The sequence below is a fragment of the Stenotrophomonas bentonitica genome (genome assembly GCF_013185915.1).
GTDB classification, from domain to species: Bacteria; Pseudomonadota; Gammaproteobacteria; order Xanthomonadales; family Xanthomonadaceae; genus Stenotrophomonas; species Stenotrophomonas bentonitica.
Genome location: NZ_JAAZUH010000001.1, coordinates 1869337 through 1894934, shown reverse-complemented (window position 1 = coordinate 1894934; position 25598 = coordinate 1869337). Strand labels below are relative to the sequence as shown.

The window sequence follows — 25598 nt, the reverse complement described above, 5'->3', positions numbered from 1 at the left end:
CGTCCCTTCCCGCCGTGCGTCTGCCGAATATCGAGACGCAGGCGACAAGGTCGGATGAAACGACCCGGGCCAGAAACGACAACGGGCCCCCGAAGGGGCCCGTTGCAGGGGGGTGTTGCGGTGCCGCTTAGAAGCGCGCGCCGATACCAAAGCCCACGGTCCACGGATCCAGCTTGGCTTCGTCGCCGGTGCCGTTGCCGTTCACGGTCAGCTCCGGGCGCGAATGCATGTAACGGGCATCGGCACGGGCGAACCAGGTACTGTTGATGTTCATGTCCACGCCGACGGTGCCGATGGCGCCCTTGGCGGTTTCCAGGCCGATGTGGCCGACGTCGCTGGCCAGCTTCTCGTTGCTGAAGTTCGACTCGTAGTAGCCCACGCCCACGAACGGACGGAACACGTTGTCGGCCTGGCCGAAGTGGTACTGGCCGCTCAGTGCGATCGGCTGCTGTTCAACGGTACCCAGCTTGGCATTGTTGGCGCCACGCACGCGGTGGTCGAACTTGTCGGCCGCGCCCCACAGCTCCACGGCCCAGTTGTCGTTGATGTAGTAGCTGAAGCTCAGGGTCGGTGCCGGGCCACCGTCGACCTTGTTGATGCCTTCCAGCGGATCGTTCTTCGGCTGCAGCAGCGCCACGCCGCCGACAACGGCGAAATGCTTGCCCGAGGCAGTGTCGGTAGCGGTGTCCTGCGCGAACGCGGCAGGTGCGAAGGCAAGGGCAGTCAGGGTAGCCAGGGTCAGGGTGCGGATGGAGCGCATGGGGGAATCTCCTCAGGGTATTTTTTTGTTCTGGGCCCCGATGCGTTGGGGCGAGGCAAACGTAGTCCCCGCAACATGAATCGAATCCGACGCACGTTAAAATTTAGTTTGTCCTGTTCAGCGTGCAGCGCGAAAAGCCTGTGTTGTCGCACGTTCAAGCACGCTGCAACATTCATCGATCTGGAGACACTGTGACGAATTACATGCACTGCATCGGATTGCCTGCGCAGGTCGCGACCGATTGTCGCGTGCTGGTGCTGGGGTCCATGCCGGGTGTTGCGTCGCTGCAGGCGGCGCAGTACTACGCGCACCCACGCAATCGGTTCTGGCCGTTGATGGCGGCACTCACCGGCATCGATGCCACCACGCCGTACCGCGAGCGGCTGCGCGCGCTGCAGTCGGCGGGCGTCGGTTTGTGGGATGTGATCGGCCAGTGCGAGCGCGCGGGCAGCCTGGACACGGCGATCGTGCGCGGCAGCGAGGTCCCCAATCCGCTGCCAGCGCTGATCGCCGGCCTGCCACGGCTGGCGGCGATTGCCTGCAATGGCGGCACCGCACACCGTTCCTTCGTGCGCTGGGTGCAACCGCAGCTGGACCCGCGTGCAGCTGCGCTGCCGGTGTGGTCGTTGCCCTCGACCAGTCCGGCCAATGCCGGTTGGCCGCTGGGCAGGCTGCAGGCGGCATGGCAACCGCTGGCCGATGTCCTGGCCCATTGAGCGGAACAGCCGCGGGACAATACGGTACCGACTGGAAGCGGCTGCAACAGGCTGTCCCGGAGCGGGGGTGGTGAAAGTTGCCCAAGCCGGTTGGCGCTGGCGCCTCCTGCCCTCACAATAGGCGATTCCCTACACCAGATTGCCGGAGTTATCCCCATGGCCGAAATCAAGGAAGCACTTGTCCCCGATATCGGTGACTACAGCGATATCCCGGTAATCGAGGTGCTGGTCGCCGTTGGTGACACCGTCAAGAAGGACCAGGGCCTGGTCACGCTGGAGTCGGACAAGGCCACGATGGAAGTGCCGTCCTCGGTTGCCGGCGTGGTCAAGGAAATCAAGGTCAAGGTCGGCGACAACCTGTCCGAGGGCAAGGTCGTGGCGCTGATCGAAGTGGCCGACGCCGCTGCAGCACCGGCACCGGCTGCTGCCCCGCCTCCGGCTCCCGCCAAGGCCGCTGCGGCCGCCGCGCCGGCCCCGGCCACCCAGAGCGCACCGGCCGCTGCGCCGGCTGCCGCCGGTGGCACGGTCGAAGCAACCGTCCCCGACATCGGCGATTACACCGACATTCCGGTGATCGAAGTGCTGGTCGCCGTGGGCGACACGGTCAAGAAGGACCAGGGCCTGGTCACGCTGGAATCGGACAAGGCCACGATGGAAGTGCCCTCGTCGGTCGCCGGCGTGGTCAAGGAAATCAAGGTCAAGATCGGCGACACCCTGTCGCAGGGCAAGGTCGTGGCGATCATCGAAGCCGACGGCGCTGCCGCACCGGCCCCGACCAAGGCCGCCGCTGCTGCGGCTCCGGCCGCCGCCGAAACCGGCACCAAGGTGGAACCGGTCGCCGTGCCGGCCCAGCCGGACAAGCTGGCCGCCCGCGAAATCGCCAGCGCCCCCTCGGCCGGCAACCCGAGCAGCCCGCCGGTGCAGTTCAACGCCGACAGCGTGCTGCCGGCCAAGGTGCCGTATGCCTCTCCGGCGGTGCGCGTGTTCGCCCGCGAGCTGGGCGTGGACCTCAACCAGCTCACCGGTACCGAGAAGGGCGGCCGCATCACCAAGGGCGACGTGCAGAAGTTCGTCAAGTCGGCCCTGACCGGCGGCGCTGCCGTGGGCGGTGGCACCGTCGCTGCGGGCGGCGGGCTCAACCTGCTGCCGTGGCCGAAGGTCGACTTCAGCAAGTTCGGCGAGGTTGAAACCCAGCCGCTGTCGCGCATCAAGAAGATCTCCGGTGCCAACCTGGCGCGCAACTGGGCGATGATTCCGCACGTCACCCAGTTCGAACAGGCCGACATCACCGACCTGGAAGGCCTGCGCGTGGCGCTGAACAAGGAAAACGAGAAGGCCGGCATCAAGCTGACCATGCTCGCCTTCCTGATCAAGGCCAGCGCCGCGGCGCTCAAGCAGTTCCCGGAATTCAACGCGTCGCTGGATGCGGCCGGTGAGAACCTGACCCTGAAGAAGTACTTCAACATCGGCTTCGCCGCCGACACCCCGAACGGCCTGGTCGTTCCGGTGATCCGCGACGTCGACAAGAAGGGCGTGGTGCAGATCGCGCAGGAAACCGGCGAGCTGGCCAAAAAGGCGCGCGACGGCAAGCTGGGCCCGGCCGACATGAGCGGTGGCTGCTTCTCGATCAGCTCGCTGGGCGGCATCGGCGGCACGGCGTTCACCCCGATCGTCAATGCGCCGGAAGTGGCCATCCTGGGCGTGTCCAAGTCCTCGATCCAGCCGGTGTGGAACGGCAAGGAATTCGCCCCGAAGCTGATGCTGCCGCTGTCGCTGAGCTACGACCACCGCGTCATCGACGGTGCGCTGGCTGCGCGCTTCACCACCTACCTGTCGCAGGTGCTGGCCGACATGCGGCGCGTGCTGCTGTGAGGGGCAGAGCCCAGCTCTACGCCCTGGTGATGGCCCTGGCCTTCGTGCCGGCCGCCCATGCGGCCTGCACCACCGAGCTGGGGCGCGGTTGGCCGCCGGCGGTGGGCAACTACGGCCAGGCGGTGGAAACCCTGTTCGTGGGCAAGGCGCAGCCGATGCTGTCGCTGGTCACCCTGCCCAAGGGCGGGGTGGAAACCGGCGTGGCGCTGCTGCCCGGCACCCAGGACCAGGCGTGGACGCTGCGCTTCAGCAAGGCCGACAAGCGCGTGTACACCTGGAACAACAGTGCACGCGGTGGTGGCGTTGAGCTGCGCGTGGACCAGGAGCCGGACCAGTACCAGGTCGCCATCCCCGCCGCCCTGGCCCAGCGCCTGGTGCGCAGCTGGCGCAGCGCACTGGACGCAGGCGTTCCGGCCGAACGCAAGGCGCCGATCACCGACGGCGAAGTGCTGTCGTTCCAGGTCGACGGCGAACGCTACAGCGGTCCGCGCTGGGAGTGCGGTGCCGGCAAGCTGATGATGAAACAGGTGGCGCTGCTGATCGAAGCCAGCGACACCAAGGAAAAGAAGCTCGACCGTCGCTGGCAGGATCTGGACGAGTCGCTCGACGAACTGCAGCAACTGCTCGCCGGCAAGGCCGGCTGAGTACCAGGAGAACACGCATGGCCGCTATTGAAATCAAGGTTCCCGACATTGGCGATTACAGCGCCGTCCCGGTGATCGAACTGCTGGTCGCGGTGGGCGACACGGTGAAGAAGGACCAGGGCCTGGTCACGCTGGAATCGGACAAGGCCACCCTGGAAGTGCCGTCTTCGGCCGCCGGCGTGGTCAAGGAAATCAAGGTCAAGCTCGGCGACACGCTGTCCGAGGGCGACGTGGTGGTGGTGCTGGACGCCGAAGGCGCCGCTGCCGCACCCGCTGCCCCGGCCGCCGAGGCGCCCAAGGCCGCCGCACCGGCCAGCAAGCCGCCGGTGACCCCGTCGCACCGCGCCCCGGCCGAACCGGCCGCGCCGCAGCCGGCGTTGTCCTCGGGCAAGCCGGCCGACATCGAATGCCAGATGGTGGTGCTGGGCGCCGGTCCGGGCGGTTACACCGCTGCGTTCCGCTCGGCCGACCTGGGCGTGGACACCGTGCTGATCGAACGTTACGCCAGCCTCGGCGGGGTCTGCCTCAACGTGGGCTGCATCCCGTCCAAGGCGCTGCTGCATGCCGCTGCGGTGATCGACGAAGTGGCCCACGCCGGCGACTTCGGGGTGGAGTTCGGCGCGCCGACCATCACCCTGGACAAGCTGCGTGGCTACAAGGAAAAGGTGGTCACCCAGCTGACCAAGGGCCTGGCCGGCATGGCCAAGCAGCGCAAGGTGCGCACCGTGCAGGGCGTGGCCACGTTCGTCTCGGCCAATGAGCTGGAGATCGTCGGCGACGACGGCAAGACCCAGCTGCTGCGGTTCCAGCAGTGCATCATCGCCGCCGGTTCGCAGGCGGTGAAGCTGCCGAACTTCCCGTGGGACGACCCGCGCGTGATGGACTCCACCGACGCGCTGGAACTGGCCGACGTGCCGGGTTCGCTGCTGGTCGTCGGTGGCGGCATCATCGGCCTGGAAATGGCCACCGTGTATGCCGCACTCGGCAGCAAGGTGACCGTGGTCGAGTTCATGGACCAGCTGATGCCGGGCGCCGACAAGGACCTGGTCAAGCCGCTGGCGGACCGCCTGAAGAAGCAGGGCGTCGAGGTCCACCTGAAGACCAAGGCATCGGGCGTCAGCGCCGATGCGAAGGGCATCACGGTGACCTTCGAAGCCGCAGCCGAAGGCGAGAAGCCGGGCCTGGAGCAGGGCACCTTCGACCGCGTGCTGGTCGCCGTGGGCCGCTCGCCCAATGGCAGGAAGATCGGCGCGGAGAAGGCCGGCGTGGGCGTGACCGACCGCGGTTTCATCCCGGTCGACCGCCAGATGCGCACCAACGTGCCACACATCTTTGCCATCGGCGATATCGTCGGCAACCCGATGCTGGCCCACAAGGCCACGCACGAAGGCAAGCTGGCGGCTGAAGTCGCTTCGGGCGAGAAGAAGGAGTGGGTGGCGCGGGTGATTCCGTCGGTGGCCTACACCAACCCGGAAATCGCCTGGGTCGGCGTGACCGAGACCGAAGCCAAGGCGCAGGGCCTGAAGGTCGGCGTGGCCAAGTTCCCGTGGGCCGCCAGCGGCCGCGCGATCGGCATCGGCCGCACCGAAGGCTTCACCAAGCTGATCTTCGACGAGGAAACCCACCGCATCATCGGCGGCGCGATCGTCGGCGTGCATGCCGGCGACCTGCTTGCCGAGATCGGCTTGGCCATCGAGATGGGTGCCGAAGCCGAAGACATCGGCCACACCATCCACGCCCACCCGACGCTCAGCGAGTCGGTGGCGATGGCCGCGGAAATCTACGACGGCACCATCACCGATCTGTACATTCCAAAGAAAAAGTAAGTCATGGCCGCTGGCCATGACACATTAAAAAACCCGGCGAAAGCCGGGTTTTTTGTTTGACCTTGACGTATTCGCGTCAGAACGAAACGCTGATACCCGCCACCGGACCCTTGAACTCCTGCTTCAGGCCGATGGTGCCATCGCGGCCGCTCTGGTCCACGTCCAGCTTGAACCAGTCGTAGCCGGCGAAGATGCCGAAGTTGTCGGTGAACTTGTAGTCCACGATCACATTGGCGCGGCTCAGGTCACCGTCGTAGTCGTCGAAGTTGCCCCACTTGGTGTTGAGGTACTGGCCCTGCGCGGTGATCATCCACTTCTCAGACGGGGTGATGGTGAAGCGTGCACCCACCACCGGCGCGATGCCGTCGGCCTTCTCGTCCAGGAACGTGCCGTTGTATACGGTGCCGAGGTCGGCGTAGGCCTTGGTGCTCACCTTCGCGTACTCCGCACCCAGCTGCAGGCCCAGGTCGAACTTCTCGGTGTCCACCACCGAGTAGTCGTACACCAGGCTGGCTACCTGGTACTTCAGTTCGCCCTTGACGAAGCTGCCGGCCGGAACGGTTTCACCGCCGAAGCTGATGCCGTCGTCCAGCGTTTCGCGGCGGTCCTTGTCGTACTTGAAGTAGTTGAAGATCAGGCGCTGGCGGTCGCTGATGCGGAACAGGCCATCAATGCGCGGCTCCCATTCCTTGCCACCCAGGCCGAAGTCCTCGTCGAAGCCCACATCCTGGCCCAGCACCGTGGTGTTGCCGCGGATGGTGTTGTCCGAGTCGATGTTCATGGCGCCAAGGCGCAGGGCGAAGCGGTCGTCGCCCTCGGCTGCGCTGGCCGACGTGGCGTGGGTGAGTGCGGCCATGGCCAGCGGCAGGGCGAGCAGCGGAAGCAGACGCATCGGGGTGTCCTTGCAGTGATTCGGGGGAATGGAATCACTGTGCCTTGCCCGCGCGTCCACCATTCGTGAACGTATGGTGCAGGGGGCGTGTACCGTTCATGCGTCGCAGGTCGCCGTCCGGGCGTCTGGTTGGCCGGGGCGGTAAGCGGATATCGTTGCGGCGTCGCGCCGAGGGCGCGGAAAAGAGCGGCCCCGGAGAGAGCTCGGGGCCGCTCGGTACCGGCCTGCACAGGGGCGTCGACGAGGATCGAATGGACAGGCCGAACAGTCAGACTGCCATCCGCGACGAAAGTTCAATATGCTGCGCCGCAAGATGAATTGGGGCGCTGGGTGGCGGGTTTGACCCCCTCGCGGCCGCAAAATCTGTGGCGATGCAGCAACTTGCGGCGTCCGGGATGAACGGGGGGCGGTTGTCTCGCAAATTGTCCCGTTGCTATAATTTGGCGGCTCGACGAGGCAAAGCACTTGCTGCCTCGGCCACTCTTCCCACAACCATGCAGGACATACGTGTGCTGAACTCCGTTGACGCGGGTCGGCGACTGATGCTGCGCGCAGCGGTCTACCCGCTGGCCGCAGTGGCTGTCCTGGCCCTGGCCTTCCTGCTGCTGGCAGGTCCGAAGTACGCCCTCGGGGCGCTTGCGTCGGGTGTCGCGGTATCGGCAGGCGGTTGGGTCGCGGCACGGATGGCGCTGGGGGGCGGGGTGCAGGCGGCGGGTTCGGCCATGTCGCGGCTGATCCTGGCGGTGGTGGCGAAGTGGGCGCTCGTATTCGGTGTCCTGGCGGTGGGTTTCGTGGTCTTCAAGCTGCCTGCACTGGCGCTGCTGGCCGGAATCGCCGTCGGACTGATGTTCCAGGTCCTGGCTCTGGCCAGGCGCTGATCCAATTTATTTAACTCAAGGTTCCGGACACATGGCAGGCGAGGCGCTTACACCCACCTCCTACATCCAACATCACCTGCACAACCTGACGTTCCATATGCAGGAAGGTGGTTTCTGGGCTATTCACGTCGACACCATTGTGACTTCGGTCGCGCTGGGTTTGTTGATGGTGTTTGGCTTCTGGCTGGCCACCCGCAAGGCGACCGCCGGCGTGCCGGGCAAGTGGCAGGCGTTCGTGGAGATCTGCCTCGAGTTCGTCGACCGCCAGGCCAAGGACACCTACCACGGCACCAGCAAGCTGGTGACCCCGATCGCAATCACGATCTTCTTCTGGATCCTCCTGATGAACCTCATCAAGATGATCCCGGCCGACTTCATCGCCCTGCCGCTGGAAGCGCTCGGCGTGCCGTACTGGAAGCCGGTCCCCACCGCCGACGTCAATGCCACCCTGGGCATGTCGATCAGCGTGTTCTTCCTGATGCTGTTCTTCGCGCTGCGTGCCAAGGGCCTGGGTGGCTTCACCAAGGAATTCCTGACCGCGCCGTTCGGCAAGTGGATGATGCCGTTCAACCTGATCCTCAACATCGTCGAGTGGCTGAGCAAGCCGATCTCGCTGGCGATGCGACTGTTCGGCAACATGTTCGGCGGCGAAATCGTGTTCCTGCTGATCTGGGTGCTGGGCAGTGCCGGCATCATGGGCGCCCTCGCGGGCGGTGCCTTCGGCCTCGGCTGGATGCTGTTCCACCTGCTGGTGATTCCGCTGCAGGCATTCATCTTCATGATGCTGTCGATCGTGTACCTGAGCCTGTCGGAAGACGCTCACTGAGTTTTCGCTTCACCCTTCATCCGTTTCATTACCCTTAGCAACTTAAGTTTCCGGAGATAACCCATGTACTTTGCCGTCCTGACCAACCTCGCCCAAGTCCAGAGCTCCACCGTCCTCGCCGTCGGCATCATGATCGGCCTGGCCGCGCTGGGTGCCGGTCTCGGTCTGGCCATCATGGCCGGTAAGTTCCTGGAATCGGCTGCCCGCCAGCCGGAACTGATCCCGGTGCTGCAGGTCCGCATGTTCATCACCGCCGGCCTGATCGACGCCGCGTTCATCATCTCGGTCGCCGTCGGCCTGCTGCTGGCCTTCGCCAACCCGACCATCGCTGAATTCGTTGCGCGTCTGCCGGCTGTCGCGGGCTGATCCAGCGAAGACACGATCAGGCGCCTTGTGCGCCTGATCGCGGATGAAGGAACGGACGCGCCGCTCCTGCGGCGCTTCCACCCCGTCACCCCAGATTGAGCGAACCCCATGGAAATCGGTTTTACCCTCGTTGCCCAGGCACTGGCGTTCGCCGGTCTGATCTGGATCATCGCGACCAAGATCTGGCCGCCGCTGATGAACGCCATCGAAGAGCGCCAGCAGAAGATCGCTGAAGGCCTCGCCGCTGCCGACCGCAGCCAGAAGGATCTGGCCCAGGCGCAGGAAAAGGTCAACGAAGCACTGAAGGACGCGCGCACCAAGGCCAACGAGATCATCGACCAGGCCCATGCCCGCGCCAACCAGATCGTTGACGCCGCCAAGAATGAAGCCATCGTCGAAGCGAACCGCCAGAAAGAACTGGCCCACGCCGAGATCGAGGCTGCCGCAAACCGTGCCCGCGAAGATCTGCGCAAGCAGGTGTCCGTGCTGGCCGTGACCGGTGCCGAAAAGCTGCTCAAGCGCGAAATCGACGCCAACGCCCACAAGGCGCTGCTCGACGAGCTGGCCTCGGAGATCTGATCGATGAGCCAGGCCCTCACGCTTGCACGCCCGTATGCTCGCGCCGCGTTCGCGACCGCGCGCGACGAAGGCACGTTCGCGCCGTGGTCGGACGCGCTTGCGTTCTCCGCCCACGTAGCCGCAGATCCGCGCGTGTCGGCCCTGCTGTCGAACCCGGAGCTGGACCGCGGCGATGCCGTCGCGTTGCTGGCGCCGGAATCGGCGGGCGAGTCGTTCGGTCGCTTCCTGGCCATCCTGGCCGAAGCGCACCGGCTGCCGCTGCTGCCGGAAATCGCAGGCATGTACGACCAGCTCCGCGCTGAAGCCGAACACGTGGTCAAGGCCACCGTGACCTCGGCCGCCGAGCTGTCCTCCACTGAGCTGGACGCCATCAAGGCCGCGCTGCGCAAGCGCTTCGGCCAAGACGTGGAGATCACCACCGCGATCGATGCTTCGCTGATCGGCGGTGCGGTGATCGACGCAGGCGACGTGGTGATCGATGGCTCGCTCAAGGGCAAGCTGTCGCGCCTGCAGACCGCGCTCGCTAACTGAATTCATTTAACGTCCGGCCTGACCGCCGGCACTAGGACTTGACGATGGCAACCACGCTCAACCCCTCCGAAATCAGCGAACTGATCAAGAACCGCATCGAGAAGGTCAAGCTGGCCGCGGAATCGCGCAACGAAGGCACCGTGACCAGCGTGTCCGACGGCATCGTGCGCATCTTCGGCCTGGCCGACGTGATGCAGGGCGAAATGATCGAACTGCCGAACAACACCTTCGCCCTGGCCCTGAACCTGGAGCGCGACTCGGTCGGCGCCGTGGTCCTGGGTGGCTATGAGCACCTGCGCGAAGGCGACGTGGCCAAGACCACCGGTCGCATCCTGGAAGTGCCGGTCGGTCCGGAAATGCTGGGTCGCGTGGTCAACGCGCTCGGCGAGCCGATCGACGGCAAGGGCCCGATCGCGGCCCAGCTGACCGCTCCGGTGGAGCGCGTTGCCCCGGGCGTGATCTGGCGCAAGTCGGTCGACCAGCCGGTGCAGACCGGTTACAAGTCGGTCGACTCCATGATCCCGATCGGCCGTGGCCAGCGCGAGCTGGTCATCGGTGACCGCCAGACCGGCAAGACCGCCCTGGCCATCGATGCGGTGATCAACCAGAAGGACACCGGCATCAAGTGCGTGTACGTCGCGATCGGCCAGAAGGCCTCGACCGTGGCCAACATCGTGCGCAAGCTGGAAGAAAACGGCGCGCTGGCCCACACCGTGGTCGTGGCCGCTACGGCTTCCGAATCGGCTGCCATGCAGTACATCAGCGCCTACTCGGGCTGCACCATGGGTGAGTACTTCATGGACCGCGGCCAGGACGCCCTGATCGTGTACGACGACCTGTCCAAGCAGGCCGTGGCCTACCGCCAGATCTCGCTGCTGCTGAAGCGTCCGCCGGGCCGTGAAGCCTACCCGGGTGACGTGTTCTACCTGCACTCGCGCCTGCTGGAACGTGCGGCCCGCGTCTCGGAAGAGTATGTGGAGCAGTTCACCAAGGGTGAAGTGAAGGGCCAGACCGGTTCGCTGACCGCGCTGCCGATCATCGAAACCCAGGCCGGCGACGTTTCGGCGTTCGTGCCGACCAACGTGATCTCGATCACCGACGGCCAGATCTTCCTGGAAACCGACCTGTTCAACTCGGGCATCCGCCCGGCCGTGAACGCCGGTATCTCGGTGTCGCGCGTCGGTGGTGCGGCCCAGACCAAGATCATCAAGAAGCTGTCGGGCGGCATCCGCATCTCGCTGGCCCAGTACCGCGAGCTGGCTGCGTTCGCGCAGTTCGCCTCGGACCTGGACGAAGCCACCCGCAAGCAGCTCGAGCGCGGTCAGCGCGTCACCGAGCTGATGAAGCAGAAGCAGTACGCCCCGATGTCGATCGCCAACCAGGCGCTGTCGATCTATGCCGTCAACGAGGGTTACCTCGACGACGTGCCGGTCGCCAAGCTGCTCGGGTTCGAAGAAGGCCTGCACGCCCACTTCGCCAACACCCAGGGCGAGCTGATCGGCAAGGTCAACGCCACCGGCGGTTGGGACAACGACATCGAAGCGGCCTTCAAGAAGGGCATCGCCGAGTTCAAGACCACCGGCAGCTGGTAAGACGCACGTGCGGCGGGCCATCCGGCCCTGCCGCATCGTTGAAGCAGCGGGGCATGGCCCCGCTCTACGGGAATAAGAGATGGCAAGCGGTCGCGAAATCAAAACCAAGATCAAGAGCGTGCAGAACACCCGCAAGGTGACCCGCGCGCTGGAGATGGTGTCGGCCTCCAAGATCCGCAAGGCGCAGGATCGCATGAAGACCTCGCGTCCGTATGCGCAGGCGATGAAGCAGGTGATCGGTCACCTGGCCCAGGCCAGCACCGACTACCAGCATCCGTTCCTGGTCCAGCGCGACGAGGTCAAGCGGGTCGGCTACATCGTGATCTCGTCCGACCGCGGCCTGGCCGGCGGCCTCAACAACAACCTGTTCCGCAAGATGCTGGGCGAAGTCCGCCAGTACCAGGAACAGGGCGCCGAGATCGACCTGGTGACCATCGGCCAGAAGGCATCGACCTTCTTCCGCCGGGTCAAGGTCAACATGGTCGGCAGCGTCACCCACATGGGCGACGTGCCGCACCTGGAGCAGCTGATCGGCGTGATCAAGGTCATGCTCGACGCCTTCACCGAAGGCAAGGTCGACCGCGTGTACCTGGTCTACAACCGCTTCATCAACACGATGGTGCAGAAGGCCAGCTTCGACCAGCTGCTGCCGTTGCCGGCTGCCGAAAAGCAGGTCGCGCACCATGACTGGGACTACCTGTACGAACCCGACGCCGCCACCGTGCTCGAGCACGTGATGACGCGCTACGTGGAGTCGCTGGTGTACCAGGCCGTGCTGGAAAACGTGGCCTCCGAGCATGCCGCGCGCATGGTGGCGATGAAGTCGGCCAGTGACAACGCGAACAAGCTGATCGGAACCCTGCAGCTGGTCTACAACAAGGCCCGCCAGGCAGCGATCACCCAGGAAATCTCCGAAATCGTCGGCGGCGCGGCAGCAGTCTGACGCGCACAGTCAAAAGCATTTAATTAGAGGATGCAGCAATGAGTCAGGGCAAGATCGTTCAGATCATCGGCGCCGTCGTCGACGTGGAATTCCCCCGCGAGTCGGTGCCGAAGGTGTACCACGCGCTGAAGGTGGACAACACCGAAATCACGCTGGAAGTGCAGCAGCAGCTGGGCGACGGCGTGGTCCGTTGCATCGCGCTGGGCTCCACCGACGGCCTGAAGCGCAACCTGGTGGCCACCAACACCGAACGCGCCATCTCGGTGCCGGTCGGTGCAGGCACCCTGGGCCGCATCATGGACGTGCTGGGCCGTCCGATCGACGAAGCCGGTCCGGTGACCGCCAGCGACAGCTGGGAAATCCACCGTGAAGCCCCGTCGTACGAAGACCAGTCCCCGGCCACCGAGCTGCTGGAAACCGGCATCAAGGTCATCGACCTGATGTGCCCGTTCGCCAAGGGCGGCAAGGTCGGCCTGTTCGGCGGCGCCGGCGTCGGCAAGACCGTCAACATGATGGAACTGATCAACAACATCGCCAAGGCGCACAGCGGTCTGTCCGTGTTCGCCGGCGTGGGTGAGCGTACCCGTGAGGGCAACGACTTCTACCACGAGATGAAGGACTCCAACGTCCTGGACAAGGTCGCGATGGTGTACGGCCAGATGAACGAGCCGCCGGGCAACCGTCTGCGCGTTGCACTGACCGGCCTGACCATGGCCGAGTACTTCCGCGACGAGAAGGACGAAAACGGCAAGGGCAAGGACGTGCTGCTGTTCGTCGACAACATCTACCGCTACACCCTGGCCGGTACCGAAGTGTCGGCACTGCTGGGCCGCATGCCGTCGGCCGTGGGTTACCAGCCGACCCTGGCCGAGGAAATGGGCGTCCTGCAGGAGCGCATCACCTCGACCAAGAACGGCTCGATCACCTCGATCCAGGCCGTGTACGTGCCCGCCGATGACTTGACCGACCCGTCGCCGGCGACCACCTTCGCCCACCTTGACTCGACCGTGACCCTGTCGCGTTCGATCGCCTCGCTGGGTATCTACCCGGCAGTCGATCCGCTGGACTCCACCAGCCGCCAGATGGACCCGCTGGTCATCGGCCACGAGCATTACGACACCGCCCAGCGCGTCCAGCAGACCCTGCAGAAGTACAAGGAACTGAAGGACATCATCGCCATCCTGGGCATGGACGAACTGTCCGAAGAAGACAAGCAGGCCGTGTCGCGCGCCCGCAAGATCGAGCGCTTCTTCAGCCAGCCGTTCCACGTGGCCGAAGTGTTCACCGGCTCGCCGGGCAAGTACGTCTCGCTGAAGGACACCATCCGCGGCTTCAAGGCCATCGTCGACGGCGAATACGACCACCTGCCGGAGCAGGCGTTCTACATGGTCGGCAGCATCGAAGAAGCGGTCGAGAAGGCCAAGAAGATGGCTGAGAAGGCTTGATCATGAGCACCATCCGTTGCGACATCGTCAGCGCCGAGCAGGAAATCTTCCGTGGTGAAGCGACTCTGGTCGTGGCTACGGGTGAGCTTGGCGAACTGGGCATCGCGCCCAAGCACGCCCCGCTGATCACCCGGCTCAAGCCGGGCAAGGTGGTGGTCACCACCCCGAATGGCGAACAGCTGGACTTCGCCATCTCCGGCGGCATCCTCGAGGTGCAGCCGCAGGTCGTGACCGTGCTGGCCGACACCGCGATCCGTGCGCAGGACATCGACGAAACCGCGGTCCGCAAGGCCAAGGAAGAAGCCGAACGCATCCTGGCCAACCGTGGCGAAGCGATGGAAGTGGCCGAAGCCCAGCAGAAGCTGGCCGAAGCCGTGGTCCAGCTGCAGGCGCTGGAGCGCCTGCGCAAGACCCTCAAGCACTGAGTTCCTGCCACCGCTGTACACCTCGACGCCGGCTCACGCCGGCGTCGTTGTTTCCGGCATAGAATCGTTGCCATACCTCTACGTACACGCCTGAACCCATGACCCACGCCCTGCACGTCATCATCCTCGCCGCCGGCGCTGGCAAGCGCATGAAGTCCGACCTGCCCAAGGTCCTGCAGCCGATCGCCGGCCGCCCGATGCTGGCGCATGTGATCGACACCGCGCGGCAGCTGCAGCCCGACGCCATCCACGTGGTGTATGGCCACGGCGGCGAAGCGGTACGCGCCGCCTTCGCCGACCAGCCGGACCTGCAGTGGGCCGAGCAGCGCGAGCAGCTCGGTACCGGCCATGCCGTGCAGCAGGCCATGCCGCAGGTGCCCGACGCGGCCAAGGTGCTGGTGCTGTACGGCGACGTGCCGCTGATCCGGCTCGATACCCTGCAGCACCTGCTCTCGCAGCCGGGCCGGCTGGCGGTGCTGGTGGCGGACATGCCCAATCCCACCGGCTACGGCCGCATCGTACGCAATGCCGAGGGCAAGGTCGGCGCGATCGTGGAGCAGAAGGACGCCAACGAAGAACAGCTGGCAATCCGCACCATCAACACCGGCATCATCACCGCCGACGCGATCGCGCTGCGCACCTGGTTGTCGCAGCTGTCCAACAGCAATGCGCAGGGCGAGTACTACCTGACTGATGTGTTTGCATCGGCCGCTGCCGACTACACCCCGGCCGACATGGCGTTCGTGGCCGACGCGCAGGAAGCCGAAGGCGCCAACGATCCGTGGCAGCTGTCCCAGCTGGAGCGGGCCTGGCAGCTGCGCGAAGTGCGTGCGCTGTGCGCGCAGGGCGCGCGCGTGATCGACCCGGCGCGGGTGGACATCCGTGGCACGGTCACGGTCGGTCGCGACGTGCAGATCGACGTCAGCGTGATCCTGGAAGGTTCGGTTGAACTGGGCGACGGTGTCAGCATCGGGCCGTTTACCCGCCTCAAGGACGTGAAGCTCGCCGCCGGCACCGTGGTCAAGCCGCACTGCGACCTGGAAGGCGTGGTCAGCGAAGGCGCGGCAGACATCGGCCCGTTCGCACGCCTGCGCCCGGGTACGGTGCTGGCCGAAGGCGCGCACGTGGGCAACTTCGTGGAGACCAAGAAAATCCACCTGGGTGCAGGCAGCAAGGCCAACCACCTCACCTACCTGGGCGATGCGGTGATCGGCAGCAAGGTCAACATCGGTGCAGGTACGATCACCTGCAACTACGACGGCGTGAACAAGTCGCAGACCACCATCGGCGACAACGCGTTCATCGGGTCGAACAGCTCGCTGGTGGCGCCGGTGACGATCGGTGAGCGGGCGACCATCGCCGCCGGTTCGGTGATCACCCGCAATGCGCCCCCGGGCGAATTGACCGTGGCGCGTGCGCGCCAGCAGACCATCGAAGGCTGGCATCGCCCGGTGAAGAAGTAAGCGCTCAGGCCGGCAGGAAGATCGCCACGCACAGACCGCCTTCGCGGCGGTTCTGCAGCGACACGCGGCCGCCATGCGCTTCCACGATTTCGCGGGTCAGCGCCAAGCCCAATCCGGTGCCGTTGCGCTTGGTTGAATAGAACGGCATCAACGCGTTCTGCAACACCGCCTCGTTCATGCCCTTGCCACGGTCCAGGATCTCCAGCCGCAGCCATTGCGGCAGGCGGGTCAGGCGTAGCTCGACGTCGTCGTTGGGTGGCTCGGCTTCCGAGCAGGCTTCGTGCGCGTTCTTGAGCAGGTTCAACAGCGCCTGGCCCAGCTGGGCGATATCCACCCGGCCCTCCAGGTCATCGGGGATGTCGGCCATGCGGAACGGGATCTGCAGCTGCAACCCGCCCAGGAACTGTTTCCACTGCACGTTCTGCAGCTGCGGCTGCGGCAGCTTGGCAAAGCGCGCATAGCCGCGGATAAAGCCTTCCAGGTGACGTGAGCGCTCTTCGATGGTGGTGAACACCTCTTCCAGGCGTTCGGTCTTGCCACGCCGCACCAGCTCGCCACCGGAGTGCGCCAGCGAGGCGATCGGGGCGAGTGAGTTGTTGAGCTCATGGCTGATCACCCGGATCACCTTCTTCCAGGTCTGTACTTCCTGGCGGCGCAGTTCGGCGGTGAGCAGGCGGATCAGCAGCAGGTCGTGCGGGCGACCGTTGAGATGGAAGTTGCGCCGCGACAGGTGATAGACCTGTTCGTCGTCTTCATCGCCGTCTTCAGCTTCGTCGCCCGGCCCACGTACCGCGAACAGGCTGTCGCCACCGCGCTCGATCGCATCGCGCAGTTCCACCGGCATGGTTTCCAGCACGTGCTGCATGGCCTGGCCTTCCAGCTTCCAACCGTTGTGCAGCAGCTTGCGTGCGGCCAGGTTGGAAAACACCACGCGCTGCACGCCGTCGCCGCCATTGGTCAGCAGCAGCATCGACACCGGGGTGTTCTGCACCATGGTGTCCAGCAGCAGTTCGCGCTGGACCAGGCCCTGGCGTTGTTCGCGCAGCACGTCGCCCAGCTCGCGGTGTGCCTGCACCAGGTCGCCCAATTCGTCGTTGCCCGGCCAGTACACACTGAAGTTGTACTCGCCGTCGCGGTAGGTGCTGGTCGTGCCGGACAGCGCACGCAGCAGCGAACGCACCGGTGCGGTGGCGCGGCGCAGCGTCCACCACATCAGGGCGAGCAGCACCAGCGTCGACACCAACGCCACCGCCCAGCCGCGGTCCATCCAGTAGGCCAGCAGCCACGGACCGGCTGCGGCCAGCGCCAGCACTGGCAGCAGGCGCAGGAACAGGCGGAAGGTAAACGAGGTGCGCTTCATTCGCGGGGGATGCCGTAGCGGTCCATGCGCCGGTACAGCGCCTGCCGGCTGAGCCCGAGTTCGGCGGCGGCCTGCGCGATGATGCCGTGGCTGTGCGACAGCGCCGATTCGATGCGGCTGCGGTCCGGGTCGGCGCCCGGTGTCGTCGCGCGCGGCGCAGGGGCCGCACGCGGCAGGTTGAGGTCGGCTACCTCGATGCGCGCACCCTGGGCGAGCAGCCCGGCGCGCTGGATCACGTTGCGCAGCTCGCGCACGTTGCCCGGCCAGGCGTGACGCTGCAGCGCGCTGGCCGCAGCGCTGGACAGCGGCTTGCCATCGCCGAGGAAACGTTCGGCCAGCGGCAGGATGTCGCCGGGCCGTTCGGCCAGCTGCGGCAGCGCCAGCTCGACGGTGTTGAGACGGTAGTAGAGGTCTTCGCGGAACTGCCCATCGCGGATCATCGCCGGCAGGTCGGCGTTGGTGGCGCTGATCACGCGCACCTTGACCTGGCGCTCGCGGTTGGAGCCCAGCCGCTCGAAGCGGCCGGTCTCCAGCACGCGCAGCAGTTTCATCTGGCCGCCGAGCGAGAGGTTGCCGATCTCGTCCAGGAACAGGGTGCCGCCGTCAGCGGCTTCGAACTTGCCTTCGCGCGCTTTGTTGGCGCCGGTGTAGGCGCCGGCTTCGGTGCCGAACAGTTCCGCTTCGATCAGTTCAGCGGGAATGGCCCCGCAGTTCAGCGCCACGAACGGGCCCTTGGCCACCAGTGAATTGGCCTGGATGATCTCGGCGATCTTTTCCTTGCCGGCACCGTTCGGGCCGGTGATCAGCACCGGCAGTTCCGAGCGTGCGACCTGGCAGGCCAGGTTGACCACCCGTTCGCTGGCCGGGTCGGCCACCACCGCGCCCCGCAGGTCGTAACGGGTTTCCAGCGCGGTCCGGTCGCGTTGTTCGCGGGCGCGACGGCGATCCAGTTCGCGGCGGGTTTCCGAGAGTTCCAGCAGGTTGTTGACCGTGGTCAGCAGCTTGCGGTCGTCCCAGGGCTTGGCCAGGTAGTCCGCGGCACCGGCCTTGACCAGGTCCACCGCGCTGCTCAGGTGGGTCCATGCGGTCAGCAGGATCACCGGCAGGTCGGGGTGGCGCGCGCGGATCTGCTGGAACAGCGCTTCGCCTTCTTCGCCGGAGGTGGTGTCCTCGGTGAAGTTCATGTCCTGGATGACCAGGTCGATCGGCTGTTGTTCCAGCACCGCCAGGCCGGCCTCGGGCGACAGCGCGTGCAGTGCCTCGATGTCGTGCAGCGAGAACAGCACGTCCAGTGCCGTGGCCACGCTGGCGTTGTCGTCAATGATCAGGATCGAGGGCATGCGGCAGCAGAAGACCGGAAAGTAGGCAGAGAGTACCCGAGCGCCGGCCCCACCGGCAGGGTGGGGCCGGATCCGGGCTTATGGCCGTGACGGCGGCGCAGGAGGCGCAGGGGGCGCCGGCGGCGGTGGCGGCTGCACGGCCCGCCACGCTGCGGTGGGCGCGCTGACCACCTCGACCCGTCCGGAACGGCGCACGGTGACCGGCACCGTGACCTTGTCGCTGCTGCTGAGCGCGGCGGTCAGATCGTCCACGCGCTGCACTGGAACGCCGTCCACGCGCAGGACCTGGTCGCCCGCCTGCACGCCGAAGCGCGCGGCCGGCGACGCGGCCACGATGGTGACCACGCCCTGTGCGGATTCCACGGTGAGCCGGGCGCCGTCCTGGCGCCAGTCCATGCGCGAGGACTCGCTGCGGCTGCTCTCCGCGCAGGCGCTGGTGGAGAGCAGTGCCAGCCCCAGCAGGGCGGCGCGGAGCAGGGGAGCGCCCATGTCAGGCGCTCCGGGTGGCGACGGCAGGCGGCACCGCCGCTGCGCGGTGGGCCGGTCCGAACACCGCGACCTGGCCCAGCAGCCACAGCAGGACCGCACCGATGGGCAGGTAGGCGATCGGCATGCGCGGCAGCTCGTAGGCGCTCATCAGCCACAGGTTGATCGAGTACGCCAGCAGCATGCCGAGCACGATGCCGACGGTGGCCAGCAGGAAGTTCTCGGTCTGGAAGTAGCGCAGGATCTGGCCGCGGGTGGCGCCCAGCGCACGGCGGATGCCGATCTGCTTGGTACGCTGCTGCACCCAGAAGCTGGCCAGGCCGACGATGCCCAGCGCGGTGACCACCAGCAGTGCCACGCACACCGTGATCAGCAGGCCGACCATCGCGCGGTCGTTCTGGAAGTACTTGGTGCGCTGCTCTTCATAGGTGAGCTTGCCGCGCACCATGCGGTTGGTGTCCACCTTCTCCAGCGCGGCCACGGCGGCATTGAGCACTTCCTGGCGACGTGCCGGGTCGGTGACGCGGATCAGGTACAGGCCCATATCGTAGTTGACCCGCACCGGCAGGATCATCGAGTAGCCGGTGTCGGACTCGACCGTGACCGGGCGCGCCAGTTCCTTCACCACGCCGACGATGCGCAGCGGCATGCGGCCGCTGTAAATGGTCTTGCCCACCGCCTGGCCGTCCGGGAACAGCTTGTTCGCGGCCTTGCTGCTCAGGATCACCGCCGAACCGCGCTGTTCGATGGTGGCGTCCTTCTCCACGTCTTCCAGGTTGGCGAACTCATCGCCTTCGAAGTCGCGGCCGGCGATCAGCTGCAGGCCCATCGTATCGAGCGTGCCTTCGCTGGCGAAGAACTGTGCGGCGTTGAAGTTGGGACGCTCCTGGTCGGGGATCAGCGACAGGCTGGTGTTCCAGGAGTTGCGGCGGAACGGCAGCTGGTTGATCGGCACCGCGTTCTTCACCCCGGGAATGGCCCGCAGCGCGGCCAGGTCTTCGCGGGTACGCGCGGTGGCGTTGACCTGGGTGCCGATGCCGCCCAGGCGCACTTCCAGCAGCTCCTGTTCGGCGATGCCGCTGGGCTGGTTGATCTTCTCCAGGCGCTGGCCGATCAGGAACAGCGCGTTGCAGACGATCGCGCAGGTCAGCGCGATCTCCAGCACGATGAGGGCGGCGGCGGTCTTGTGCCGGCGCAGCGTGGTCAGGATGGGTCGGATATCCATGATGTGCTCCGGATCCTTACTGCGATTTGAGTTGGATGGCGGGGGTGACCTGCATGGCGCGCAGCGCCGGCAGGAAACCCGCCAGCAGGCTGGCGGCCAGGGTCAGGCCGAAGGTGAGCAGCAGCATCTTGCCGTCCAGGGTGGCGAGCTTGGCGTAATCCACCGGCTGCTGGCGCACCGCATACAGGCCGAGCATCGCCAGCCCCAGGCCGAGTACGCCACCGGCCAGGCCGACCGTGCCGGCTTCCACCAGCGACTGCAGGAAGATCTGCCCACGGCTGGCGCCGAGTGCGCGGCGTACGCCGATCTCGCCACTGCGGCGCAGGAACTTGGCCAGCAGCAGGCCCACCGTGTTGATCAGGCACACCGCCAGGAAGCCCAGTGCGAGCCACAGCTGCAGGCGCACGTCGCTGGGCACCACCTGCTTGAAGTCCAGCCAGTCCATCACGTTGCGCAGGCGTACGTTGGAAGGGCGCTGGAAGCGACCGGCGGCCTTCTGCTGCGCCGAGTAGTTCTCCAGGTACGCGCGGTAATCGGCGGCGTCGGACGGCGAGGCCAGTTCCACCCAGTACTGCATCCAGGTGCACGGCGCGTTGAGGGCGGTTTCCTCGCCGTTGGCGTTGTCCCAGCAGTTCATGTTGCCGTTGCGGCCGAACTTGAGGTCCAGCGCGGTGGAGACCGGGACAAAGATGTCTTCGCTGTCGCCGTAGCGGCCGGTTTCCAGGTCGTAGAAGTGCGGGTTCGGGTTCCACTCCTCGAGCACGCCGACGATGTTGAAGGTGTGCCCGTCCATGCGCAGCGGACGGCCCACGCTGTTCTGGCCGTTGAACAGCTTGTCGTTCAGCGCCTTGGAGATCACCGCCACCCGGCCACGGCCCTCATCCTGGTCGGCCTTCCAGCCCTGGCCGAACTGGAACGGCGTATCGAACATGGCGAAGAAGTCGCTGGAGGTGTAACGCGCATCGGTGTCGAACGGACGCAGCGTGCTGGTGTCCGGCTCCACGGTGACGCCACCGCCGGTCATCAGCACCTGGTGCTTGGCCTTCTTTTCGCGCAGCAGGGTTTCGCCGTCGTAGCGGGTGACCTGTTCTTCGGGCTCCTCGCTGGGCTGGTAGCCGATCATCGGGCGCGGGTCGACCTGCACGTTGAACAGGCGGTCGCTCTTTTGCGGGATGGGGTCTCCGGAGAGCACATGGAACACGGTGAGGGTGGTCATCGACGCGCCGATGCCGAGCGCGATCGCGGTCACCATCAGCGCGGTGAGCACCTTGTTGCGCCGGAAGCTGCGCAGGGCCAGTCGGAAGTAGTAGGCGAGCATGGTGGCGGCCTCAGTCGTTGACGGTGGCAACGGCAACGCGCGGGGTGGCCAGCACCGGTTCGCGCACCAGGTCGGTGGCCTGGCCGTCGACGATGTGCACGTTGCGCTGGGCACGCGCGGCCAGTTCCGGATCATGGGTGACCATGACGATGGTGGTGCCGGCGGCGTTGATTTCCTCCAGCAGTTCCATCACTCCGCGTGCCATCTGGGTGTCCAGGTTGCCGGTCGGTTCGTCGGCGAGCAGCAGGCGCGGGCTGCCGGCCAGTGCACGCGCGATCGCCGCGCGCTGCTGCTGGCCGCCGGAGAGCTCGGACGGGTAGTGCTTCATGCGCGAGCCCAGGCCGACCTGCTGCAGTGCGTGTTCGATGCGCTGCTTGCGCTCGCTGGCGGACATGCCGCGGTAGCGCAGCGGAACGTCCACGTTGTCGAACAGGTTGAGGTCGGAAATCAGGTTGAAGCCCTGGAAGATGAAGCCGATCTTCTGGTTGCGCAGCCGGCTGCGGGCGTCGTCGCCGAGCTTGCTCACGTCCTGCCCGTCGAGCAGGTAGGTGCCGCTGGTGAAGGTCTCCAGCAGGCCGGCGATGTTCAGGAAGGTGGTCTTGCCCGAACCGGACGGACCGGTGACGGCAACGAACTCCCCTTCGCGAACGTGCAGGTCCAGCGACCGCAGGGCATGGGTTTCCACCTGTTCGGTGCGGAACACCTTGGCGACCGAGCGCATCTCAAGCATGGCTGTATTCCTTGTATGGGTAGGGTGGATCAGTTGATGGACACGCGTTCGGCGTCGCCGAACAGATCGCTGCCGGAGACCACGACCCGATCGCCGGGTTGCAGGCCAGAGAGGATTTCCACTTCGCCCAGGCTGCTGACGCCCAGCTGGACCGGACGGCGCACCGCGGTGCTGCCATCCATGACATAGGCCTGGCCGTTGCCCTGTTCCACGAACGGGCCGCGTTCGACCTTGATCACGTTGCGACGGGTGTCGAGCACCACCCGGGCCTGCATGCGCTGGCTCTGGCGCAGGCCCTGCGGCTGCTTGTCGGTGAAGCGGATGCGGGCGTTGACCTCGCCGGCCACCACTTCGGGCGACACCGCGCTGATCTCGCCCGGGAACGGCTGGCCGCTGCCGCTGGTGAGCTGCGCCGGGATGCCCAGCGACAGGTCGCGGGCGAAGCTTTCCGGCACCTTGATCTCGATCTCGAAGCGCGACAGGTCGACCACGCCAAGGATTGGAGCGTTGGCGGCGACCTGGGTGTGCTGGGTGGCCTGGACCTGGCCGACCTGGCCGTCGAACGGCGCGCGCAGGGTCAGCGCGTCCACCTGGCGCTGCACTTCATCCACCACCGCGCGCTGGCGGTCGGCCAGCAGGCGCTTGTTGCGCGCGTCCAGGTCGGCGCCCTGGCCCTGCAGGCGGGCGTCGGTCTGCGCGTTGGCCAGGGAGATGTCGGCCTTCTTCAGGGTGTCGTTGGCCTTGGCCAGGTCGATCTGCGGCACCGCGCCGCCGTCGTAGCCCCGCTGGTAGCGCTGCAGGTCGCGCTCGGCGGCCTGGCGCTCGATGTTGGCCTGGTCGGTTTCCTTGCTGGCCTTGGCGCGGGCCAGGGTGGCGTCGAGCAGCGAGCGGCTGGCTTCGGCTTCCAGGCCGGCCAGGGTGGCCCGTTCCTGGGCCAGCTTGCTGCGCAGTTCGGGGCTGTCGATCACTGCCAGCTCCTGGTCCTTCTTCACCACGTCACCGGCCACCACCTTCAGGTCCACGGTACCGGCGGAGATGGCGTACAGCACCGGGCTGTTGGCAGCGATCACCTTGCCGTCGGCGGCGAGGTCGCGGACCAGGTCGCCCTTCTTGACCTCGGCGATGCGGACGCGGGCGCTGTCGAAGGAACGGCTTGCGCCCAGCCAGGCGCGGGCGGCGAAGCCGATCGCCAGGACCACGACCAGGGCGGCGATGCCCGGCCACAGCCAGCGCTTCCACGGTGCCGCCGTGGCGTGGGTGGGGAAGGTCTGGTCCTGGGCAGAAGTGTCGCGGATCATCGGGCTCGGTCGCAGTTGGGTTGCGGTAGTTGCGGTATACAAAGCACACCGCGTGCCAACTTCTGCGCCTTGTTAAACAGTCACTTACGAGCGGGACAGGCGCGTCCGGGTGTCCGCGGACACTTCGCCGGACACTTTTGTTAAGCGGACGGCGGCGGGGCGGCAGGGGCGCCCACGCTAGAATGGGGCATCGACAGCAGGGATCTGAATCTATGTGCGGGATTGTGGGAGCGATCGCAGATCGCGATGTGGTGCCGGTACTGATCGAAGGTCTCAAGCGCCTGGAATACCGCGGTTACGATTCGTCCGGCATCGCCGTGCTGGACCGGACCCAGGCTCAGCCGGACGTGCGCCGGGTGCGCCGCACCGGCCGCGTCGCCGAGATGGAGAAGGCCGCTGCCGCCGAAGGCTTCGACGCCACCCTCGGCATCGGCCACACCCGCTGGGCGACCCATGGCGGGGTCACCGAAGCCAACGCCCACCCGCACACCAGCCACGGCGTGGCGCTGGTGCACAACGGCATCATCGAAAACCACGAAGAGCAGCGTGAGCGCCTGCGCGGCCTGGGCTACGTGTTCGAGTCGCAGACCGACACCGAAGTCATCGCCCACCTGATGCATTACAACCTGAAGAACGGCGACAGCCTGCTCTCGGCGTTGCAGCGAACGGTGAAGGAACTGACCGGCGCCTACGCGCTTGCGGTGATGAGCCGCGCCGAGCCGGACCACTTCGTCTGCGCGCGCATGGGCTGCCCGCTGCTGGTCGGCTTGGGCGAGGGCGAGAACTTCGTGGCCTCCGACGTATCGGCGGTGATCTCGGCCACCCGCAACGTGATCTTCCTGGAAGAGGGCGACACCGCCGACATCCGCCGCGAGGGCGTGCAGGTGTATGACGAGCACAACCTGCCGGTGGACCGTGGCGTGCACCAGTCCGACGTGTCGCTGGCCTCGCTGGAGCTGGGCCCGTACCGCCACTTCATGCAGAAGGAAATCCACGAGCAGCCGCGTGCGCTGGGCGACACCATCGAGGCAGCGATCGACGCCGGTGGTTTCCCGGCCGAGCTGTTCGGCAAGAACGCCGAAAGCGTGCTGGCCGGCATCGAAGGCGTGCAGATCATCGCCTGCGGCACCAGCTACTACGCCGGCCTGACCGCACGCTACTGGATCGAGGCCATCGCCGGGCTGCCGTGCAGCGTGGAAATCGCCAGCGAATACCGCTACCGCGCCGCCTACGCCAATCCGAAGCACCTGATCGTCACCATCTCCCAGTCCGGCGAAACCCTGGACACGATGGAGGCGCTGAAATACGCCAAGTCGCTGGGCCACCTGCACACGCTGTCGATCTGCAACGTGCCCGAGAGCGCGATCCCGCGCGCCAGCGAGCTGGTCTGCTATACGCGCGCCGGTGCCGAGATCGGCGTGGCTTCGACCAAGGCCTTCACCACCCAGCTGGCCGCGCTGTTCCAGCTGACCGTGGTGCTGGGCAAGCTGCACGGTCGCATCGACGCGGCGCAGGAAGCGGAGTACCTGGAACAGCTGCGCTTCCTGCCGGGCAGCGTGCAGCATGCGCTGAACATGGAGCCGCAGATCGCGGCCTGGGCCGAGCGCTTCGCGCGCAAGAACAGCGCGCTGTTCCTGGGCCGTGGCCTGCATTACCCGATCGCACTGGAAGGCGCGCTCAAGCTCAAGGAGATCACCTACATCCATGCCGAGGCCTATCCGGCCGGCGAGCTCAAGCACGGCCCGCTGGCGCTGGTGGACGAAGACATGCCGGTGGTGGTGATCGCGCCCAACGACAGCCTGCTGGAGAAGGTGAAGTCCAACATGCAGGAAGTGCGCGCGCGTGGCGGCGAATTGTTCGTGTTCGCCGACCAGGACAGCAACTTCGTGGAGTCCGAAGGCGTCCACGTGATCCGCACCCCGCGTCACGCCGGCGTGCTCAGCCCGGTGGTGCACACCATCCCGGTACAGCTGCTGGCGTACCACACCGCGCTGGCACGCGGCACGGACGTGGACAAGCCGCGTAACCTGGCCAAGAGCGTTACGGTGGAGTGATCCGGGTCATTGGATGACGGGTGCGACGC

24 protein-coding genes are annotated in these 25598 nt (G+C 66.3%); 15 read left to right on the top strand and 9 right to left on the bottom strand.

All coding sequences use genetic code 11. From position 1 onward, the window contains the following. Nucleotides 1-127: 127 nt before the first annotated feature. Nucleotides 128-760: an OmpW/AlkL family protein gene (locus tag HGB51_RS08325; RefSeq protein WP_070208713.1), complete on the bottom strand. Its 633-nt coding sequence runs from the start codon at nucleotides 758-760 to the stop codon at nucleotides 128-130. Between the two features lie 203 nt (nucleotides 761-963). On the opposite strand from HGB51_RS08325, the gene HGB51_RS08320 reads away from it, so the two are divergent. The 4 genes from HGB51_RS08320 (at nucleotide 964) to lpdA (ending at nucleotide 5818) form a co-directional block, all read left to right on the top strand. Further along, nucleotides 964-1476, top strand: coding sequence for a DNA-deoxyinosine glycosylase (locus HGB51_RS08320; RefSeq protein ID WP_070208714.1), 513 nt, complete (start codon nucleotides 964-966; stop codon nucleotides 1474-1476). Between the two features lie 156 nt (nucleotides 1477-1632). Next, the gene (aceF, locus tag HGB51_RS08315; protein ID WP_070208715.1) at nucleotides 1633-3348 is read left to right on the top strand and encodes a dihydrolipoyllysine-residue acetyltransferase; all 1716 of its coding nucleotides are present in this window, start codon (nucleotides 1633-1635) and stop codon (nucleotides 3346-3348) included. Further along, a complete protein-coding gene (locus tag HGB51_RS08310) occupies nucleotides 3345-3992 on the top strand; it encodes a hypothetical protein (RefSeq protein WP_256123619.1) in 648 nt (215 codons plus the stop codon). The genes aceF and HGB51_RS08310 overlap by 4 nt, the downstream gene beginning before the upstream one ends. 17 nt (nucleotides 3993-4009) lie before the next feature. After that, nucleotides 4010-5818 carry a dihydrolipoyl dehydrogenase gene (gene lpdA / locus HGB51_RS08305; protein ID WP_070208717.1) on the top strand — a complete coding sequence of 603 codons (1809 nt, stop codon included), beginning with the start codon at nucleotides 4010-4012 and terminating at the stop codon, nucleotides 5816-5818. A 76-nt stretch (nucleotides 5819-5894) separates the two neighbouring features. Here the strand turns inward: lpdA and HGB51_RS08300 are convergent, their stop codons facing one another. Then, nucleotides 5895-6710, bottom strand: a complete 816-nt coding sequence (locus HGB51_RS08300) for a TonB-dependent receptor (protein WP_070208718.1) — start codon at nucleotides 6708-6710, stop codon at nucleotides 5895-5897. Between the two features lie 509 nt (nucleotides 6711-7219). On the opposite strand from HGB51_RS08300, the gene HGB51_RS08295 reads away from it, so the two are divergent. The 10 genes from HGB51_RS08295 to glmU all read left to right on the top strand — a co-directional run bounded on the left by HGB51_RS08295 (nucleotide 7220) and on the right by glmU (nucleotide 15758). Next, nucleotides 7220-7588, top strand: coding sequence for a hypothetical protein (locus HGB51_RS08295; RefSeq protein ID WP_171966783.1), 369 nt, complete (start codon nucleotides 7220-7222; stop codon nucleotides 7586-7588). 31 nt (nucleotides 7589-7619) lie between these two features. Beyond that, on the top strand, nucleotides 7620-8414 hold the full coding sequence (gene atpB, locus HGB51_RS08290) for a F0F1 ATP synthase subunit A (RefSeq protein ID WP_070208720.1): 795 nt from the start codon (nucleotides 7620-7622) through the stop codon (nucleotides 8412-8414). Between the two features lie 63 nt (nucleotides 8415-8477). Next, on the top strand, nucleotides 8478-8780 hold the full coding sequence (gene atpE / locus HGB51_RS08285; RefSeq protein ID WP_070208721.1) for a F0F1 ATP synthase subunit C: 303 nt from the start codon (nucleotides 8478-8480) through the stop codon (nucleotides 8778-8780). Nucleotides 8781-8888: 108 nt separating this feature from the next. Beyond that, nucleotides 8889-9359, top strand: coding sequence for a F0F1 ATP synthase subunit B (locus tag HGB51_RS08280; protein WP_070208722.1), 471 nt, complete (start codon nucleotides 8889-8891; stop codon nucleotides 9357-9359). Nucleotides 9360-9362: 3 nt separating this feature from the next. Then, on the top strand, nucleotides 9363-9890 hold the full coding sequence (locus tag HGB51_RS08275) for a F0F1 ATP synthase subunit delta (protein WP_070208723.1): 528 nt from the start codon (nucleotides 9363-9365) through the stop codon (nucleotides 9888-9890). A 44-nt stretch (nucleotides 9891-9934) separates the two neighbouring features. Beyond that, nucleotides 9935-11482 (top strand): F0F1 ATP synthase subunit alpha, encoded by a 1548-nt coding sequence (gene atpA, locus HGB51_RS08270; RefSeq protein ID WP_070208727.1) that lies wholly within the window; start codon nucleotides 9935-9937, stop codon nucleotides 11480-11482. A gap of 79 nt (nucleotides 11483-11561) precedes the next feature. Further along, a complete protein-coding gene (gene atpG, locus HGB51_RS08265) occupies nucleotides 11562-12425 on the top strand; it encodes a F0F1 ATP synthase subunit gamma (RefSeq protein WP_070208724.1) in 864 nt (287 codons plus the stop codon). A 38-nt stretch (nucleotides 12426-12463) separates the two neighbouring features. Beyond that, complete coding sequence (atpD, locus tag HGB51_RS08260; protein WP_068854097.1) at nucleotides 12464-13870, top strand: F0F1 ATP synthase subunit beta; 1407 nt, start codon at nucleotides 12464-12466, stop codon at nucleotides 13868-13870. A 2-nt stretch (nucleotides 13871-13872) separates the two neighbouring features. After that, nucleotides 13873-14295 (top strand): F0F1 ATP synthase subunit epsilon, encoded by a 423-nt coding sequence (locus HGB51_RS08255; protein WP_070208725.1) that lies wholly within the window; start codon nucleotides 13873-13875, stop codon nucleotides 14293-14295. A gap of 98 nt (nucleotides 14296-14393) precedes the next feature. Continuing rightward, the gene (gene glmU / locus HGB51_RS08250) at nucleotides 14394-15758 is read left to right on the top strand and encodes a bifunctional UDP-N-acetylglucosamine diphosphorylase/glucosamine-1-phosphate N-acetyltransferase GlmU (protein ID WP_171966782.1); all 1365 of its coding nucleotides are present in this window, start codon (nucleotides 14394-14396) and stop codon (nucleotides 15756-15758) included. 4 nt (nucleotides 15759-15762) lie between these two features. Here the strand turns inward: glmU and HGB51_RS08245 are convergent, their stop codons facing one another. From HGB51_RS08245 to HGB51_RS08215, 7 genes are all read right to left on the bottom strand, one after another. Then, nucleotides 15763-17118 carry a sensor histidine kinase gene (locus HGB51_RS08245; RefSeq protein WP_070209547.1) on the bottom strand — a complete coding sequence of 452 codons (1356 nt, stop codon included), beginning with the start codon at nucleotides 17116-17118 and terminating at the stop codon, nucleotides 15763-15765. Beyond that, nucleotides 17115-18458, bottom strand: a complete 1344-nt coding sequence (locus HGB51_RS08240; protein ID WP_070209546.1) for a sigma-54-dependent transcriptional regulator — start codon at nucleotides 18456-18458, stop codon at nucleotides 17115-17117. The genes HGB51_RS08245 and HGB51_RS08240 overlap by 4 nt, the downstream gene beginning before the upstream one ends. A gap of 78 nt (nucleotides 18459-18536) precedes the next feature. Next, nucleotides 18537-18947 (bottom strand): PDZ domain-containing protein, encoded by a 411-nt coding sequence (locus HGB51_RS08235; protein ID WP_084739119.1) that lies wholly within the window; start codon nucleotides 18945-18947, stop codon nucleotides 18537-18539. A 1-nt stretch (nucleotide 18948) separates the two neighbouring features. After that, complete coding sequence (locus HGB51_RS08230) at nucleotides 18949-20169, bottom strand: ABC transporter permease (RefSeq protein WP_070209545.1); 1221 nt, start codon at nucleotides 20167-20169, stop codon at nucleotides 18949-18951. A 16-nt stretch (nucleotides 20170-20185) separates the two neighbouring features. Beyond that, on the bottom strand, nucleotides 20186-21487 hold the full coding sequence (locus tag HGB51_RS08225; protein WP_070209544.1) for an ABC transporter permease: 1302 nt from the start codon (nucleotides 21485-21487) through the stop codon (nucleotides 20186-20188). Between the two features lie 10 nt (nucleotides 21488-21497). Then, nucleotides 21498-22217, bottom strand: a complete 720-nt coding sequence (locus HGB51_RS08220; protein WP_102945918.1) for an ABC transporter ATP-binding protein — start codon at nucleotides 22215-22217, stop codon at nucleotides 21498-21500. Between the two features lie 29 nt (nucleotides 22218-22246). After that, nucleotides 22247-23515: an efflux RND transporter periplasmic adaptor subunit gene (locus HGB51_RS08215; RefSeq protein ID WP_070208027.1), complete on the bottom strand. Its 1269-nt coding sequence runs from the start codon at nucleotides 23513-23515 to the stop codon at nucleotides 22247-22249. Between the two features lie 212 nt (nucleotides 23516-23727). Between HGB51_RS08215 and glmS the strand changes: the two genes are divergently transcribed. Beyond that, nucleotides 23728-25569, top strand: a complete 1842-nt coding sequence (glmS, locus tag HGB51_RS08210) for a glutamine--fructose-6-phosphate transaminase (isomerizing) (RefSeq protein ID WP_070208026.1) — start codon at nucleotides 23728-23730, stop codon at nucleotides 25567-25569. Nucleotides 25570-25598: the final 29 nt, after the last annotated feature.

Coding starts and splice junctions, on each gene's coding strand:
- HGB51_RS08325 (WP_070208713.1), bottom strand. CDS start 760: ATGCGCTCCATCCGCACCCTGACCCTGGCTACCCTGACTGCCCTTGCC.
- HGB51_RS08320 (WP_070208714.1), top strand. CDS start 964: ATGCACTGCATCGGATTGCCTGCGCAGGTCGCGACCGATTGTCGCGTG.
- aceF (WP_070208715.1), top strand. CDS start 1,633: ATGGCCGAAATCAAGGAAGCACTTGTCCCCGATATCGGTGACTACAGC.
- lpdA (WP_070208717.1), top strand. CDS start 4,010: ATGGCCGCTATTGAAATCAAGGTTCCCGACATTGGCGATTACAGCGCC.
- HGB51_RS08300 (WP_070208718.1), bottom strand. CDS start 6,710: ATGCGTCTGCTTCCGCTGCTCGCCCTGCCGCTGGCCATGGCCGCACTC.
- atpB (WP_070208720.1), top strand. CDS start 7,620: ATGGCAGGCGAGGCGCTTACACCCACCTCCTACATCCAACATCACCTG.
- atpE (WP_070208721.1), top strand. CDS start 8,478: ATGTACTTTGCCGTCCTGACCAACCTCGCCCAAGTCCAGAGCTCCACC.
- HGB51_RS08280 (WP_070208722.1), top strand. CDS start 8,889: ATGGAAATCGGTTTTACCCTCGTTGCCCAGGCACTGGCGTTCGCCGGT.
- HGB51_RS08275 (WP_070208723.1), top strand. CDS start 9,363: ATGAGCCAGGCCCTCACGCTTGCACGCCCGTATGCTCGCGCCGCGTTC.
- atpA (WP_070208727.1), top strand. CDS start 9,935: ATGGCAACCACGCTCAACCCCTCCGAAATCAGCGAACTGATCAAGAAC.
- atpG (WP_070208724.1), top strand. CDS start 11,562: ATGGCAAGCGGTCGCGAAATCAAAACCAAGATCAAGAGCGTGCAGAAC.
- atpD (WP_068854097.1), top strand. CDS start 12,464: ATGAGTCAGGGCAAGATCGTTCAGATCATCGGCGCCGTCGTCGACGTG.
- HGB51_RS08255 (WP_070208725.1), top strand. CDS start 13,873: ATGAGCACCATCCGTTGCGACATCGTCAGCGCCGAGCAGGAAATCTTC.
- glmU (WP_171966782.1), top strand. CDS start 14,394: ATGACCCACGCCCTGCACGTCATCATCCTCGCCGCCGGCGCTGGCAAG.
- HGB51_RS08245 (WP_070209547.1), bottom strand. CDS start 17,118: ATGAAGCGCACCTCGTTTACCTTCCGCCTGTTCCTGCGCCTGCTGCCA.
- HGB51_RS08240 (WP_070209546.1), bottom strand. CDS start 18,458: ATGCCCTCGATCCTGATCATTGACGACAACGCCAGCGTGGCCACGGCA.
- HGB51_RS08235 (WP_084739119.1), bottom strand. CDS start 18,947: ATGGGCGCTCCCCTGCTCCGCGCCGCCCTGCTGGGGCTGGCACTGCTC.
- HGB51_RS08230 (WP_070209545.1), bottom strand. CDS start 20,169: ATGGATATCCGACCCATCCTGACCACGCTGCGCCGGCACAAGACCGCC.
- HGB51_RS08225 (WP_070209544.1), bottom strand. CDS start 21,487: ATGCTCGCCTACTACTTCCGACTGGCCCTGCGCAGCTTCCGGCGCAAC.
- HGB51_RS08220 (WP_102945918.1), bottom strand. CDS start 22,217: ATGCTTGAGATGCGCTCGGTCGCCAAGGTGTTCCGCACCGAACAGGTG.
- HGB51_RS08215 (WP_070208027.1), bottom strand. CDS start 23,515: ATGATCCGCGACACTTCTGCCCAGGACCAGACCTTCCCCACCCACGCC.
- glmS (WP_070208026.1), top strand. CDS start 23,728: ATGTGCGGGATTGTGGGAGCGATCGCAGATCGCGATGTGGTGCCGGTA.